This window comes from Jujubicoccus corallicola (assembly GCF_047345645.1).
Lineage (GTDB): Bacteria > Pseudomonadota > Alphaproteobacteria > Rhodobacterales > Rhodobacteraceae > JBLEFH01.
In genome coordinates, this window is sequence record NZ_JBLEFH010000001.1 from 320,548 (window position 1) to 335,864 (window position 15,317).

Genomic DNA, 15,317 nt, shown 5'->3' on the forward strand with positions numbered 1-15,317 from the left:
CGGTATGACGCGGCAGACATGCGGCTTGGCAATCGGCGTGGCACTGCTCGCTGCGCCCGCTTTGCTGGCCGAAGAGGCGGTGACGGAGGCGCATCTTGCGCCGTTCCTGAATACCGTCCCGCGCACCGCTGAGGAAAGCGAAAGGATCGCGACCGTGACCGCGCTCACCACGGATTTCTCCGCCGCAGAACCGTTCGAGAGCAATCCCGGCGGCGGCGCGACAGTGCGGGCGCGCAGCGATGCGGATGCGTTTTCCATGGCGTCGGGCAACATTTCTTTCGAGCGCGAGCTGGATTTCAAGGTCGGCAATGGGCTCTTCAAAAAACTCTGGGTGTCGTCGCCCTCGTCGACCAAGGCGTCGGACGGGCTGGGGCCGCTCTTCAACGCGCGCTCCTGCCAGCGATGCCATCTGAAAGACGGGCGCGGCCACCCGCCGGAAGGCCCGGAGGATGATGCGACCTCGATGTTCCTGCGCATTTCGGTGAGTGCCGATGCGGAGACGGAGATGTCGGAGATCGAGGCGTTCTTGCTCTCGCTTGACCCGGAGGCGGAGACCCGCACGCGGCCGCATCCGGTTTACGGCGGGCAAATTCAGGACAAGGCGGTGCAGGGCCACCCCGCCGAGGCGCAGCTCGCGATCACCTATGAGGAGATCGAGGTGCCGCTTTCAGAGGGCGATACGGTCTCTTTGCGCAAGCCGACCTATAGCGCGGAAAGTCCCGGCTATGGCCCGCTTGGCGACGATGTGATGCTTTCGCCGCGTGTCGCGCCGCCGATGATTGGGCTCGGCTTGCTCGAAGCGATCCCGGCGGCCGATATTCTGGCGAATGCGGACCCCGAGGATGCGGATGGCGACGGCATTTCGGGCCGCGCGCAATGGGTGTGGTCCTTCGAATTCGAGCGCCCGATGCTGGGCCGCTTCGGTTGGAAAGCCGGGGTGCCGACGATCCGCGAGCAATCGGCTTCGGCATTTTCCGGCGATATCGGGATTTCCTCGCCGATCTTCACGGACCCCGCAGGTGAATGCACCGAAGCGGAAGCGGCCTGCCGCGAAGGTCCGCATGGGGATGGGGATCTGCGCGTGACGGAGATCGACGCCGAGGGCCTTGATCTCGTGACCTTTTACAGCCGTAATCTCGCCGTCCCGGCCCGCCGCGATGTGGACGATCCGCAGGTCTTGCGCGGCAAAGAGGTGTTTTACGAGACCGGTTGCACCTCCTGCCACACGCCGAAATTCGTGACGCATAGGCTGGAGGATCAGTCCGAGCAGAGTTTCCAGCTTATCTGGCCCATGAGCGATCTGCTCCTGCATGACATGGGCGAGGGCCTTGCCGACAACCGCCCCGAGGGCCGTGCGAACGGCCGCGAATGGCGCACCGCGCCGCTCTGGGGAATCGGGTTGACCGAGCAGGTCAACGGCCACACGCAGTTCCTCCATGACGGGCGCGCGCGCTCGCTCTTGGAGGCCATCCTCTGGCATGGCGGCGAGGCGGAGCCCGCGAAAACCCGCGTCACCGAGATGCCCAAAGCCGACCGCGACGCCCTGATCCGTTATCTGGAGAGCCTCTGATGCGTTATTTTTTGCCCGCCCTTCTCGCCGCTGCACCTGCCTTGGCCGATGTGGACCGCGCGATTGATGAGGTGATCTTGCCTGCAACCGCGCAATTTGCCGAAGCCTCGGAAGCGCTGGCGGATGCGGCACGCGCGGACTGCACCGCCGAAGCGCTGCGGCCCGCCTATCAGGAGGCCTTCGATGCTTGGCCCGCCGTTAGCATCCTGACGCTCGGGCCGCTGGAGCAGAATGGCCGCAAACTCGCGATTGCCTTCTGGCCGGACACGCGGGGCATGGTGCAGCGGACGGTGGCGGATTTGCTGGCGGCGGAGGATCCGGTGGTGGACGCGCCTGAAGAGTTCGCCGAAGTCTCCGTCGCGGGACGCGGGCTCTTTGCGCTGGAGCGTCTGCTCTATGGCGAGGACGCGCCCGACTATGCGGATGGCGATTACGCCTGCGCGCTGGCGCGGGCCATCGCGGTGGATCTCGCGCGGATGGCCAGCGCGATTGACGCGGAGTGGCGGGACGGTTTTGCCGAGACGCTGCGGACGGCAGGCGCGCCGGAGAACGAGGTGTATCTAAGCGAGAAGGAAGCCACGCAGGCGCTTTATACCGCGCTGATGACCTCGCTGGAATTCACCGCAGATCAACAGCTTGGCCGCCCGCTTGGCACGTTTGACCGGCCGCGCCCGGAGCGGGCGGAAGCGCGGCGGTCCGAGCGCTCGAAACGCAATGTGCAACTGGCGCTGGAGGCGCAGCGGTCAATGGCGCGCGGCCTCGCGGATGCGCCGATTCCGATCACCGAAGCGGCGTTTGACGAGGCGTTCGAGGCGCTGGACCGCGTGGACAGCGCCGATTTTTCGGATATCGACGATCCGTCCGCGCGGCTCAAACTGGAGATCGTCCAGCAGCGGGTGCAGACGATCCGCACCGATGTGGCGGGCGAGATCGGCGGCGCGCTTGGCGTGACAGCGGGATTCAACTCGGCGGATGGAGACTGACATGACGACACGCCGCGCCTTCCTCGCCACGCTCTTTGCTGCTTCGACGCTGCCCGCGCTGAGCTGGGCCGACGCCAAAAGCCCCGCCTATCTTGGCGCCGCACGGGATGCGGATGGGGCGTTCTCGCTCTACGGGCTGACCAAGGACGGCGCGGACCTCTTCAAAATTCCGCTCCCCGATCGCGGCCACGCGGCGGTGGTGCATCCCAAAGCGCCGGAGGCGGTCGCTTTCGCGCGCCGTCCGGGGACGTTTGCGCTGGTCATCAATTGCGCAACAGGGCGAGTGGCGCATCGGCTGGAAGCCCCGGAAGGGCGCCATTTTTACGGCCATGGCAGCTTCATCGCGGGCGGCGATTTGCTTTGCACGACCGAGAATGACTATGCGACCGGCGAAGGGCGGATCGGCCTTTGGGCGCGGCGTGAGGGCTATCGGCGGTTTGGTGAAATCGCGTCCGGCGGGGTTGGCCCGCATGATCTGCTTGCGCTTGAGGGCGACGTGCTGGCGGTGGCGAATGGCGGCCTTCGCACCCATCCCGATCAGGGGCGCGACAAGCTCAATCTCGACACGATGGCGCCGAACCTCACCTACCTGACTGCCGACGGTAAGACTTTGGAGACGGTTACGCTGGAGCCGGATCTTCACCAAAATTCCATCCGCCACCTCGCGCGCGGACCGCAGGGTCAGGTTGCCTTTGCGATGCAATGGCAAGGGGATACGGCGACCCCGGTGCCGCTCCTCGGTCTGCATAAACGCGGCGCTGCGCCCGTGCTGGCGGAGGCCGACCTAGCTGAGCAGATCGCCATGGAGGGCTATGCGGGCAGCATCGCCTGGAGCGGCGATGGACAAGAGATTGCGATCAGCTCGCCGCGTGGCGGGCGGGTCCATGTTTTCGATGCGAATGGAACGTTTTTGACGCGCCACTTGCGGGCCGATATTTGCGGGCTCGCAACAGCCAATCAGGGCTTCGTCGCTTCGGATGGCACGGGCGGTTTTTGGACCCTCAAAGACCGTCTCAGCCCTGGAAGCTCCCACGCGAAACGCGCGTGGGATAACCACCTTATCAAAGTTGAAGCTTAAAACTGCAAAGAGAGGACATGCTCATGCAACGCACCCTGACATCCACCACCGCTTTTCTGGCGCTTCTGGCCAGCGCCGCGACCGCGCAGGAAGTGAATGTCTATTCGAGCCGTCATTATGACAGCGACGATGCGCTTTACGAGAAATTCACCGAAGAGACCGGGATCGCCGTCAATCGCATCGAAGGCGACGCGGACGAGATGATCGCGCGGATCGCTGCGGAGGGCGAGAACAGCCCCGCCGATGTGTTCCTCGCGGTCGATGCGGGCCGGATGGCGCGGGCAGAAGAGGCGGGCATCCTTGCACCGCTGGAGTCCGAAGTGATTGCCGAGAAGATCCCGGCGCATCTGCGTCACCCCGATGGGCTGTGGTTTGGTCTTTCGCAGCGCGCGCGGATCATTTTCTACGCCAAGGACCGCGTGGAGAACCCGCCGCAGACCTATGAGGCGCTGGCCGATCCGGAGTGGGAAGGCAAAATCTGCATCCGCTCGTCGAGCAATGTTTACAACCAGTCGCTGCTCGCCGCTATGATCGAGCAGCTTGGCGAAGACGGTGCGCGGGAATGGGCTGAAGGGATCGTTGCGAATATGGCGCGTCCGCCGGAGGGGGGCGACACGGATCAGCTTCGTGGTGTCATCTCGGGCGAATGTGATGTAGCCGTGGCCAATCACTACTACTTCCTGCGGGCCTTCGATGAAGAGGTGGATGGCGTAAGCGATGCGGTGGACAGCCTCGGCTGGGTCTGGCCGAACCAGGAAGATCGCGGCGCGCATGTGAACCTCGCGACGGCGTCGCTTGTCACCGGCGCGCCGAACCCGGAGGAAGCCACGCAGCTTCTGGAATTCTTCACCACGGATTGGGCGCAGCAGCATATCGCGGACCAGAACCACGAATATCCGGCGGTTGAGGGCGTCGACGCGGACACCGGCACCGAGCGTCTCGGCGATTTCAAACCGGACAGCGACACGCAAACCTCGGCCTACAGCGCCAATATCAAGGCGGCGCAGCAGATCTTTAACGAGGTCGGCTGGAACTAAGCCTTACTGTGTGCGAAGCGCGCGGGCGAATGTTTTGCTCGCCCGTGCGCCTTCCTGCCCGATGGTCCGGCACAACAGCGCGACCGGGATCAGCCCGAAGCCGACGAGAACCAGCGAGGGCAGGGCGGCTTCCGCGAGACGTTCATCCGCCGCAAGACGATGCGCCTGCACGGCGAGGGTCTGGAAGTCGAACGGGTGGAGAATGAGCGTCGCGGGCAATTCTTTCATCACATCGACGTAGACGATGATCAGCGCGGTCACGATGCTGGTGCGCGTCATCGGCAGATGCACCGCGCGCACGACCTCCCCCCAACTGCGCCCGAGTGAGCGGCCAACCGCGTCGAAACTCGGCGGCACGGTCATCAGACCGCTTTCAAAAGCGTTAAGCGCGGCGGCCATGAAGCGGGTCATATAGGCCAGCACCAGCAGCCAAATGGAGCCGGTAATGAGCAGCCCCGTGTCGATCCCGAACCGTGCTTCCATGAAGCGATCGATGAGGTTGTCGAGGGCGGCGAAGGGGACGAGCAGGCCCACGGCGATCACCGCGCCCGGCACGGCGTAGCCAAGGCCTGCGATCAGGGTGACGCCGCGGGAGAGACGATCCGTTTGTATCCGGCTGCGAAGGGCGATCATCATGGCGCCAAGAACGGTCAGCACCGCCGCGATGGCCGCCACACTGAGCGAGTTCTGGATAAGTTCGAGATAGCGGCTGGAGAAGAGCGATTGCCGCGAGCGGTCCGCCATTACGCCAAGCATGATAAGGGGGATGACGAAACCCGTCAGCACGGGTAGGGTGCAGAGCGCCGTCGCGCCCCAGGCTTTGAGACCGTGCAATTCGACCTTGTCCATATCGCCGAACCGCTGGCCTTGCGCGGCCATCCGCGCCCGTCCGCGCTGCGCGCGCTCCAGCCCCGCAACGAGCAACGCAAAGAGCAGAAGAACCAGCGAAAGCTGCGCCGCCGCCCCGCGATCCCCGAGGGAGAACCACGCTTGATAGATGCCAGTCGAAAAGGTTTGCACATTGAAGAAGGCGACGGTGCCGAAATCCGCGATGGTCTCCATCACCACCAGCAGCGCCCCGCCCGCAATGGCCGGTCGGGCCATGGGAAGCGCCACGCGGAGAAACGCGCCGGTCGGTGTCTGGCCCAAGGTCCGCGCGACCATATAGGCCGCTGCCGATTGCTGGCGGAACGAGGCGCGGGCGAGCAGGTAGACGTAGGGGTAGAGGACGAAACTCAGCATCGCCGCCGCGCCGCCGAAACTGCGCACTTCGGGGAACCAGTAGTCGCGGACGGTCCAACCCGTCAGATCACGCAGGAGCGTTTGCACAGGACCGGGGAAATCGAGCAAATCCGTGTAGGCATAGGCGAGGACGAAGGACGGGAAGGCGAGCGGCAGGGCGAGGAAGATTTCCAAAATCGCCCGCCCCGGAAAGCGGTAAACCGTGACCAGCCATGCGGTGAGGCTCCCGATCACGATGGTCGCCGCGGAGACCACGGCCACCAGCGCCAGCGTCGTGCGCGTGTAGCGCGGCAGCACCGAAGCCAGCACATCGCGCCACGTCGCCAGATCACTGCCAAGCGCCGCCAGAGCCGCCGCGACCATGGGCAGCAGGCAGATCATCGCGATGATGAGGCTGGCGGTGGTAAGTTTGGGTGTCCCCACGAGCGGTCCTTTCTTTGCCCGACCCCATTAGAGATATTGCCGCCGATTTGTCCATCACCAGCGCCTTATTTTCATGGCTCTGTTGGGGCGGCGGGTCGCCCAAGGCGGAAATGGACAAGGCTGCGGTTGCGGGGTAAAGCGGAGCGATAATGCACCGGGCGCGTGTCCCTTATGAGAAGGTGCGACGGAAACCATGACGCCTTATTCCTACCGTGATGACCCTTCGGTGCCGTCCTTTGACGACCATGCGCCGGTTGCCGTGATGGATGGGGAATGCGGGATCTGTAGCCGCGGTGCGCGCCTGATCCATCGTCTCGACCAGAGTGGCGAGATGCGCATATGCCCGATCCAGTCGCCGCTGGGACGGGCGCTCGCGGCGTATTACGGGATAGACGCGGATGCGCCGTCGAGTTGGCTGTTTCTGGAAAAGGGTCGCGCCTATTGCGATGTCGATGCGATCATGCGGGTCGGGCAGGTTTTGGGCGGTTGGGGGCGGCTGGCAACAGTGTTTGCGGTTCTTCCGAAGCCGATGCGGCGCTGGCTCTATCACAAGATTGCGCGGCGGCGCTATCGTCTCTTTGGGCGCGCGGATCTCTGCGCATTTCCGGACCCGGCATTTCAGAAGAGACTCCTGCGATAAAAGGGCCGCGGACGGCCCTTTTTCTTAGCCTGCCTCAGCGGCGGGCGACGTAAACCACGGCGCCGATGGTGGCGAGGATCGCCAGAAGTGTCAGCATGGTTTCGCCGCCATGGGGGTGCATATGGACGCCATCATGGGCCAGGAGCGGCGTCGCGGTGAGCGCAGCGAGGGCGGTGGCAAATATCTGTTTCATCTTTCGATCTCCGATTTGCGTTGGATGAGAAAATCGCGGATATCGAGGACGGATTTCTCGTCCATCGACACATAAATCAGCGACATATTGGTGCGCTCGCGGACCATCTCGCCGGGGAACGGCAGGTAGCTGAGATCGCGCGATCCGAAGGAGGGCGAGGCCGTGCCGACCTGCCACTCGGTTTTCAACTCCACATCAATGAGCTTGAGCGCCTTGGCCCCGTCCTTCGACGCACGCTCAAACGGCACGCCCGCAAGCTTAAGATAGCTGCTCTTGTCGCTCGCCTGCACGAAGCCGTCGATGAATTGCGCGGCGAGGACCTGAAGGTCGGCGGCGTCATCATGCTCGTGCATATGACTGTGCAGATGGTCGCCATGTGCGTGATTGTGGCCCGGCCCGTGAAGGTGGTCATGGTCGTGGTGATGCGCGTGGTCGTGATCATGTGGCATTGGACCACCGCTTTCCTTCAAACTCGCCATGGGGAATGCTCACCGGCTTGTCGATGAATTGCTTATGCGCGCCGAGTTTGCCGCTGGCGACCAGCGAGCCAAGCACATCGACGATCACGCGGGTGCCCATCAGGGCGGTGATGTCGGAGGTGTCGTAAGGGGGCGAGACCTCGACAAGCTCCAACCCGCAAATGCCTTCGGCGGCGACGCCGGAGGCCAGCGCCAGCGCTTCGCGCGGAAGGAAGCCGCCCGGTTCCGGCCAGCCTGTGCCAGGGACAAAACCGCAGTCGATGCTGTCGATATCGAAGGACATATAGACCATATCGACGCCGTCCCACGCCATTTCGAGCGCCATTTCGATGGTTTTGTCGATGCCCATCTTTTCCATATCGCCCATGGTGATGATGTTGGTCTCACGCTCGCGGGCAACTTTCACCGCCTCGCGCGGGACCTGCCAGCCGCCAATGCCGATCTGGACAAGGTTCTTGGCGGGCACATTAGGCAGGTTGGTCGAGTGGAACCACGGCGTGGTGTGCATCCGCTCGTCGAGGTCCTTTTCCTGAATGTCGGCATGGCGATCGAAATGGACGATGCCGATTTTCTTCGACGTGCATTCAGCAATCCCGCGCACGCAGGGAAAGCCGATAGAATGGTCGCCCCCGATCATGATCGGAAGCGAGCCGGTCGAAAACACATGGCTGACGCCGCGGCTTATCTGATCGAAGGTCTTCTCGATATTGGCGGGAATGGTGAACACGTCGCCCGCATCGCAAAGGGTCATCTGTTCGCGCAGATCAACACCCATTTCGTAGTTGTAAGGGGTGTAGAGCGCCGAGATCTTGCGCAGACCTTGCGGGCCGAAACGGGTGCCGGGGCGATAGGTCGCGCCGCCATCGAAAGGAATGCCAAGCACGGTCGCGTCGTAATTGGAGACTTCCAAGACATCCTCGGCATAGGGCGCTTTGAGGAAGGTATTGATCCCGGCGAAATGCGGCAGCTCGCCGCGTGCGAAGGTGGGGATCGACTTGTCGTCAATGCTGTCCGCCCCGGTGAGGCCCATGCGGAGCGCCCAGCGACGTTCTTCTTCCCAACGACCTTCGGGAATGTCGGCCTCTTTTTGCATCGCTTTCCATCCGGCGAGTTTGCTCAGATCCGGGTGATGGGCGCGCTTTTCGCGGGCCTCGAGACGCGCACGCGCGTCCTGCGGATGGTGGGAGCGCGAGCGTGCTTTGATATCAGTGAACATGGTCTTCTACCTCTTCAATCAGTTCAGAAGGAACGTCACCCCGACGGGCATCAATGTCGTAGGTGAGGGTTGCACCGTAAGCGCCGGGATCGTGCGGATCCCAGCGGGGCTTATCGAAAACGAGGACCCGGTCGCCGAGCTTGAAGCCCTCTTCGAGATCATGGGTGACCATGAAAACGGTCATCCCGGTCTCCGCGCGCAATTCCATGAGGAATGCGTGCATGGACAGCCGCGTGCCGGGGTCGAGAGCGCCGAAGGGCTCGTCGAGCAGGAGGATGCGCGGGCGGGCGGCCATGGCTTGCCCGATGGCGAGGCGCTGCTGCATCCCGCCGGACAGCGCCGCCGGATACTGATCCGCGACATGGTTGAGGCCGATCCGCCCCAGCATGACATCCGCCCGCTCTTGCGCCTCGCGGAGCGCTTTGCCGCGCAGACGTCCGAAGAAGGACCGGAAGCTTTCGCCCGCGATCAGATTGTCGCGCACGGTGAGATGCGGAAAGACGGAGTAGCGCTGAAAGACCACGCCGCGCTCCAGCCCCGGCTCCACGGCAGGCTCGCCGCCGTCGATGCGGATGGTGCCGCGCTTTGGTGTTTCTTCTGCCAGAAGCATCCGCAGGAAGGTCGATTTCCCGCAACCGGACGCGCCGACGATGGAGATGAACTCACCCTTGTCCACGTCAAGATTGACGCGCTCAAGGATCGGTCGGGTCCCGTAGGACTGCCAGACATTGCGAACAGTCACGAAGCTCATAGCGTGGCCTCCATCCAGCGGAAACTTTTGCGTGACAGGGTTTTCAGAGCCCAGTCGATGAGGAAAGCGAGCAGGGTGATCCAGATGACGTAGGTGAGGATCACATCCATCGCCAAATAGCGGCGGACGAGGAAGATGCGGTAGCCGAGACCCACATCGGAGGCGACGGCTTCGGCGGCGATCAGGAACAGCCATGCCGAGCCGAGCGAGAGGCGGATGTTGGAGATCAGCCGGGGCAGAACCTGCGGCAGCACAACGCGGGTCGCGATCACGCCGGAGGATGCGCCGAGGGTTTGCGCCTTCACCATTTGCTCATGGGGGATTTCCATGACCCGCTGCGACAGGTCGCGGGTCATGAACGGCGTGATACCGATGACGATCAGCACGATCTTGGAGGTCTCGCCGAGGCCGAACACGATGAAGAGGATCGGCAAAAGCGCCAGCGGCGGCACCATGGAGAGGACGGCGACAAAATCCGAGAGGGTCCGCCTTGCGTAAGGCAGCATCCCGATGATGACGCCGAGGATGAGAGAGATCGCCGCCGAAATGGCCACGCCGATCCCGAGCCGCGTGAGGCTGGCCCATGTATCCAGCCAGAGCAAGATCTCGCCGCTGCGCCGGTCCGCCTCGGTGAAGAGGCGTTTGGCGGTGTCGGTGATCGTGGCGGGGGCAGGCAGGAGCTTGTCCGCGGGGTTGGCACTCAGCCGGATATCTGAGCCGATGGCATAGGCCGCCAGCACAAGGATGAAGGGCAGGGTGGCGAGCAGCACCGCCGTGGGCCGCGACGGGATTTGGTTTATGAGACGCATCGGTGGCCCCTCTCTTTTGTAACGGGATCAGAGGCGCGCCGCATCACAGCGCGCCATCCGCGGCCATCTGCATGTAGGTGGCATCGAACCGCAGGGTGACGTTGTTTGCATCCCCCGTGGTCACGCCGCCCGGATATTCGATCCCGACGAAATCGGCGCTTGGCGCGCCAACGCCCAAAATGCCTTTGTCGAAGAGAAATTCGGCCACGCCGGTCATGGTGCCGGGAAGCGTTTCCGACTCCGCCTGTGCGACCGCGTCGGCGGGGTCATAGAACATCTCAGTCGCCGCAAGCTGCGCCTGATAGCCTTCGAGATCGGTGCCCGCGGCCTCGGCCATGGCGGTCAGCGCCTCTTCATCGCCCGCCGCCATCAAGCTCATCGCCTCATACCACGCGCCCGCAACGGCTTTTCCGAAGTCAGGGCTTTCTGCGAGGGTCTGCGTGTTGACGATCAAGAGGTCGAGAATTTCGCCGGGAATGTCCGAGCTGTCGAACACCGCGTTTGCATCGGGGTTTGCGCCGAGAATTTCGGAGACCAGCGGGTTCCACGTCACCAGCGCTTCCATATCGCGGGTCGCATAAGCCGCGATCATGTCTGCATCGGCAGTATTCACCACGCCTGCGAGATCACGCTCCTCCAGCCCTTGCGTTTCCAGCGCACGGGCGAGCAGGTAATGCGAGACGGACAGCTCAACGAGATTAACCGACCTGCCCGCCAGATCCGCGATCCCGCCCTCACCTTTCAAAATCACCGCGTCATTGCCATTGGAATAATCGCCGATGATGAGCGCGGTCGTGTCCACACCGCCGCCCGCCGGGATCGACAGCGTGTCCATATTCGTTGCCGACACGCCATCGAGTTGGCCCGCTGTATATTGGTTGATGGATTCAACGTAATCGTTGATCTGCACGATCTCGACAGTGATGCCGTATTTCTCGGCCCATTTGTCCATGATCCCGCTCTCTTCGATATAGCCCCAGGGCATCCAGCCGACATAGATCGACCAGCCGATGGTGAAATCCGTTTGCTGGGCCTGCGCCGGTGCGAGACCGCCGGACAGAAGGGTCAGCGAGAGCGCCGAGGCGGAGAGAAGATGTGTATTGATCATGGCAATCCCCATTCAAGCGTCCCGCCGAGGAGGGGTCTGCGTCACGCTGGCGGAACAGATAGACATGACGCGGGCGAACCTGCGCAGGTGTGTCTCCCGGGATTTTGGCCCGCCGTGTGCCGCTGCGGAATTTGCCGCATCGGTGGCGCTTCTCGGACCAGTCTTGCCAGCACTGGCAACGGAACCCTAAGCGCCCTGCGGGTTCAGAGCAGCAGGGCGGCGGCGATGTTGTCAAAACGGAGGAGGTGAAAAAGCGGGGTGATTTTTCGGCATGTGCAAAAAATATGCGCATTTTATCCGCTATGCGCAATTTTTAAGCTGACTCTGCGTGCTGCGCTGCGGCAAAAGTGTTTGGGTGGTCTTCTGGGAATCGGAGACGTTGCCGCTTCCCTTGTGCCCAAACCGCGCGCTAGATAAGCCTCTCATCACCGGTCGCAGCCTACCCGGTTCTCAAAACAAGGACATATCATGAAGACGATCATCATCTGCTCTGGCGGACTCGATTCCGTTTCCCTCGCCCATAGCGTCGCGGAGCGCGGCGATCTGTTCGGGCTCATTTCGTTTGATTACGGCCAGCGGCATCGCAAGGAGCTGGATTTCGCCGCGGCTTGTGGCACGCGGCTTGGCGTTCCCCATCAGATCATCGACATGCGCGGGATCGGCGCGGCGCTCAGTGGCTCCGCTCTGACCGATGCGATCGACGTGCCTGACGGGCATTACGCCGAGGACAACATGAAACTCACCATCGTGCCGAACCGGAATGCGATCATGCTGAGTATCGCTTACGGCGTGGCGGCGGCGAATGGTGCGGATGCGGTGGCGACGGCGGTGCATGGCGGTGATCATTTCATCTATCCCGACTGCCGCCCCGCCTTTACCGAAGCCTTTGCCGCCATGCAGAACGCGGCGCTCGATGGCTATGCGGATATCGCGCTGGAGACGCCGTTCGTCCATCTCACCAAGGCAGATATCGTCACCGAAGGCGCGCGCGTCGGCACGCCCTTTGCCGAGACCTGGTCCTGCTACAAGGGCGGCGCGCAGCATTGCGGGCGCTGCGGGACCTGCGTTGAACGGCGCGAGGCGTTCGATCTCGCCGGGGTGGCCGATCCGACGTTTTATGACGATCCCGATTTCTGGCGCAGCGCCGTTGCAGAGAGGGGCTGAGAGCGCGCATCCGCGCAGTTGCGACAGTATAAAGACGGCGCGCTTTGCCGATCCGGTTCCGTGGTGTAAAGAAGGTTACAAGAGACCGGAAGCGTTTCGGATTGGTGGAGGGCGCCGTTTATGGCCACGTTGAAGGATGTTGCAAAGAGGGCGGGGCTCTCGGTCACGCAGACCAGTCGCGCGCTCAATGACCATTCCGATGTGAGCGCGGCGACCCGTGCGCGGGTGAAGGATATTGCGCGCTCGCTTCAGTATCGCCCTAATTTATCAGCAAGAAAACTGGTTTCCGGCCGCTCCGGCATGGTTGGGCTGGTGGTGCCGCCGTCGCAGGATTTCGACTCTGCGGGCCTCTTCATGGAAGTGGTCGCAGGGCTTTCCACCGAGTTTGCCGGGCGTGAGATGCAGATGGTGCTGCATGTCGCGCAAGCGGGCGAGCCGATGATTCCGGTGTATCGCAAGCTGATCGGCAACGGCGCGCTGGATGGTTTTGTCCTTGTGGACCCGCATGAGGATGATGACCGCGCAAAATTTTTAGCGGGCGAAGATATCCCGTTTGTCGTGCATGGCCGAATCGGTTCGGAGCCGCATCACCCCTTTTTCGACATTGATAATGAGGGGATTTTTTACGAGCTGACCGCCTATCTCGCCGCGCTTGGCCATCGCCGGATCGCGCTGCTGAATGGCGTTGAGGGCCGGACCTATGTGGGTGCGCGGGACAGAGGTTATTTTCGCGCGCTGGAGGAGGCCGGGATCGCGCCGGATCCCTCGCTCATCTTCAATGGTGAGATGGTGGAGGCGCATGGGATGGTCTCGACCGTTGAGCTGTTTACACCAGAAAAACAAGCGCCTACGGCGATTATCTGCGGCAATGTTCGGGTGGCGAAAGGGGTCTATGAAGCGCTGGCGGCGCTTGGTCTGTCGATCCCGGAGGATGTGTCCGTCGTGGCTCATGATGACCATCTGGGGGACATGAAAACGGCGGCTTTCTACCCGGCGCTGACCGTCACCGATGCACCGCTTCATGACAGCTGGACACCGCTTGCGGGCTGCCTTGCCGATGCGATCAGCGGTGCGGATCTCAAGGATCTCCAAATTATCGGGCCGCATCAATTCTTTACCCGCGGATCCTGCGCTGCACCGCGCAATAGCTAAAATTGGGAATTAAGAATCCTTGACTGATCATGGTTAATTGCGCTAGTTTTTCCGAAACGTTTCGGCATAACAGAATAAGGCGCTAAAGCGCTTTGAGCCGAAATGTTGAAAAAAGGTCGTTGCAAGAGGCGGCCATAATGGGAGGAAAAGATGATTAAGACCCTTTTGAGATCTGGTATTTCGGCGGCTGCGATTGCGGCTGTCAGCGGGAGCGCCGCCTTTGCGGTTGAGCTTTCCTATGTGAGCGGCGTTGTGGGCAACGCCGTTGAGAGCTTCAAGGAAATCGTGAAGCCTTGGGAAGAAGAGACGGGCCACACCGTGAAAATGGTCCCGATGCCCGCATCGAGCTCCGACCAGTTCGGCCAATACCGCCTTTGGCTGGCCGCCGGAACGAGCGACATTGACCTTTATCAGACCGACGTGATCTGGGCGCCGCAGCTTGCCGATCACTTTGTCGATCTGTCCGAGCCGGCCGCAGAGCTGGCGGCCCAGCACATCCCGTCGGTCATTGAGAGCCAGACGGTGGATGGCAAGCTGGTCGCCCTGCCGCTCTACACCGACGCGCCCGCCCTCTATTACCGCACCGACCTGCTGGAAAAGCACGGCAAGGAAGTTCCGACCACCTGGGAAGAGCTGACCGCGACCGCGCAGGAAATTCAGGATGCCGAGCGCGCCGAAGGCAATGAGGATATCTGGGGTTATGTCTGGCAGGGCAACGCCTATGAGGGCCTGACCTGTAACGCTCTGGAATGGATCAAATCCTATGGCGGCGGGCAGATCATCGACCCGGATGGCAACATCACCGTGAACAATGAGCAGGCCGTGGCCGCGCTCGAAATGGCGGCTGGCTGGGTTGGCACGATCAGCCCGCGCGGCGTTCTGTCCTATCAGGAAGAAGAAGCCCGCGGCGTCTGGCAGACCGGCAATGCCGTCTTCATGCGCAACTGGCCCTATGCCTATTCGCTCTCCCAAGGGGATGACAGCGCGGTGAAAGGCGTGTTTGACGTGGCGCCGCTGCCTTCGGGCGGTGATGGCTCCGCCGCGACTTTGGGCGGCTGGAATGTGGCTGTGTCCAAATATTCCGAGAACCAGGAAGCGGCGATCAGCCTTGCGATGTATCTGGCCAGCCTGGACGGGCAGAAAGAGTCCTCCATCCGCGACTCGCATCTGCCGACTCTGCCGGAGCTTTATCAGGACGAAGAGATCGCCGAGGCGGTGCCGATCGTTCCGAACTGGGAAGAAGTGGTTTCGCAAGCCGTGCCGCGTCCCTCCGCGCCGGCACAGAACAAATATAACGAGGTGTCCTCGCTCTTCTGGTCCGCTGTGCATGAGACCCTGTCCGGCACCGGCACCGCTGCCGAGAATCTCGAAATCCTCGAACTGGATCTCGAAGACCTCAAAGGCGGCGAGTGGTAAGCTGACCTGACGCGACCTCCGGAGTGGGCGATCCCGCCCGCTCCCCATCGGCCCCA

At 62.5% G+C, this 15,317-nt stretch carries 15 protein-coding genes and 1 riboswitch; of the genes, 8 read left to right on the forward strand and 7 right to left on the reverse strand.

The genetic code is table 11. From position 1 onward, the window contains the following. Nucleotides 1-4: 4 nt before the first annotated feature. From ACMA5I_RS01540 to ACMA5I_RS01555, 4 genes are read left to right on the forward strand one after another with little or no spacing between them, the layout of a single operon-like run. The gene (locus ACMA5I_RS01540; RefSeq protein ID WP_525884458.1) at nt 5-1,570 is read left to right on the forward strand and encodes a di-heme oxidoreductase family protein; all 1,566 of its coding nucleotides are present in this window, start codon (nt 5-7) and stop codon (nt 1,568-1,570) included. Next, nucleotides 1,570-2,553 (forward strand): imelysin family protein, encoded by a 984-nt coding sequence (locus tag ACMA5I_RS01545; RefSeq protein WP_525884459.1) that lies wholly within the window; start codon nt 1,570-1,572, stop codon nt 2,551-2,553. The genes ACMA5I_RS01540 and ACMA5I_RS01545 overlap by 1 nt, the downstream gene beginning before the upstream one ends. Nucleotide 2,554: 1 nt before the next feature. Continuing rightward, a complete protein-coding gene (locus ACMA5I_RS01550; protein WP_525884460.1) occupies nt 2,555-3,631 on the forward strand; it encodes a DUF1513 domain-containing protein in 1,077 nt (358 codons plus the stop codon). A gap of 17 nt (nt 3,632-3,648) precedes the next feature. After that, the gene (locus ACMA5I_RS01555) at nt 3,649-4,668 is read left to right on the forward strand and encodes an extracellular solute-binding protein (RefSeq protein ID WP_525884461.1); all 1,020 of its coding nucleotides are present in this window, start codon (nt 3,649-3,651) and stop codon (nt 4,666-4,668) included. 3 nt (nt 4,669-4,671) lie between these two features. Here the strand turns inward: ACMA5I_RS01555 and ACMA5I_RS01560 are convergent, their stop codons facing one another. Next, nucleotides 4,672-6,333, reverse strand: coding sequence for an ABC transporter permease (locus ACMA5I_RS01560; RefSeq protein ID WP_525884462.1), 1,662 nt, complete (start codon nt 6,331-6,333; stop codon nt 4,672-4,674). A 193-nt stretch (nt 6,334-6,526) separates the two neighbouring features. Here ACMA5I_RS01560 and ACMA5I_RS01565 point away from each other — a divergent pair, with 193 nt between their 5' ends. Then, nucleotides 6,527-6,973, forward strand: a complete 447-nt coding sequence (locus ACMA5I_RS01565) for a thiol-disulfide oxidoreductase DCC family protein (RefSeq protein ID WP_525884463.1) — start codon at nt 6,527-6,529, stop codon at nt 6,971-6,973. A 34-nt stretch (nt 6,974-7,007) separates the two neighbouring features. On the opposite strand, the gene ACMA5I_RS01570 is transcribed toward ACMA5I_RS01565, so the two are convergent. The 6 genes from ACMA5I_RS01570 to ACMA5I_RS01595 are packed head-to-tail and all read right to left on the reverse strand — an operon-like array spanning nt 7,008 to nt 11,529. Then, nucleotides 7,008-7,166, reverse strand: coding sequence for a hypothetical protein (locus ACMA5I_RS01570; protein ID WP_525884464.1), 159 nt, complete (start codon nt 7,164-7,166; stop codon nt 7,008-7,010). After that, complete coding sequence (locus tag ACMA5I_RS01575) at nt 7,163-7,615, reverse strand: hypothetical protein (protein ID WP_525884465.1); 453 nt, start codon at nt 7,613-7,615, stop codon at nt 7,163-7,165. The genes ACMA5I_RS01570 and ACMA5I_RS01575 overlap by 4 nt, the downstream gene beginning before the upstream one ends. Further along, on the reverse strand, nt 7,605-8,861 hold the full coding sequence (locus ACMA5I_RS01580) for an agmatinase family protein (protein ID WP_525884466.1): 1,257 nt from the start codon (nt 8,859-8,861) through the stop codon (nt 7,605-7,607). The genes ACMA5I_RS01575 and ACMA5I_RS01580 overlap by 11 nt, the downstream gene beginning before the upstream one ends. Continuing rightward, nucleotides 8,851-9,612, reverse strand: coding sequence for an ABC transporter ATP-binding protein (locus tag ACMA5I_RS01585; RefSeq protein ID WP_525884467.1), 762 nt, complete (start codon nt 9,610-9,612; stop codon nt 8,851-8,853). Before ACMA5I_RS01585 ends, ACMA5I_RS01580 begins: the two co-directional genes overlap by 11 nt. Beyond that, on the reverse strand, nt 9,609-10,421 hold the full coding sequence (locus ACMA5I_RS01590; protein ID WP_525884468.1) for an ABC transporter permease: 813 nt from the start codon (nt 10,419-10,421) through the stop codon (nt 9,609-9,611). Before ACMA5I_RS01590 ends, ACMA5I_RS01585 begins: the two co-directional genes overlap by 4 nt. Before the next feature lie 43 nt (nt 10,422-10,464). Further along, nucleotides 10,465-11,529 carry a putative urea ABC transporter substrate-binding protein gene (locus tag ACMA5I_RS01595; RefSeq protein ID WP_525884469.1) on the reverse strand — a complete coding sequence of 355 codons (1,065 nt, stop codon included), beginning with the start codon at nt 11,527-11,529 and terminating at the stop codon, nt 10,465-10,467. Nucleotides 11,530-11,620: 91 nt separating this feature from the next. Then, nucleotides 11,621-11,730, reverse strand: a riboswitch (guanidine-I (ykkC/yxkD leader). Between the two features lie 267 nt (nt 11,731-11,997). Here ACMA5I_RS01595 and queC point away from each other — a divergent pair. From queC to ACMA5I_RS01610, 3 genes are all read left to right on the forward strand, one after another. Continuing rightward, complete coding sequence (queC, locus tag ACMA5I_RS01600; protein ID WP_525884470.1) at nt 11,998-12,693, forward strand: 7-cyano-7-deazaguanine synthase QueC; 696 nt, start codon at nt 11,998-12,000, stop codon at nt 12,691-12,693. A 120-nt stretch (nt 12,694-12,813) separates the two neighbouring features. After that, nucleotides 12,814-13,845: a substrate-binding domain-containing protein gene (locus ACMA5I_RS01605; RefSeq protein ID WP_525884471.1), complete on the forward strand. Its 1,032-nt coding sequence runs from the start codon at nt 12,814-12,816 to the stop codon at nt 13,843-13,845. Between the two features lie 150 nt (nt 13,846-13,995). Then, on the forward strand, nt 13,996-15,261 hold the full coding sequence (locus ACMA5I_RS01610) for an ABC transporter substrate-binding protein (protein ID WP_525884472.1): 1,266 nt from the start codon (nt 13,996-13,998) through the stop codon (nt 15,259-15,261). Nucleotides 15,262-15,317 lie beyond the last annotated feature (56 nt).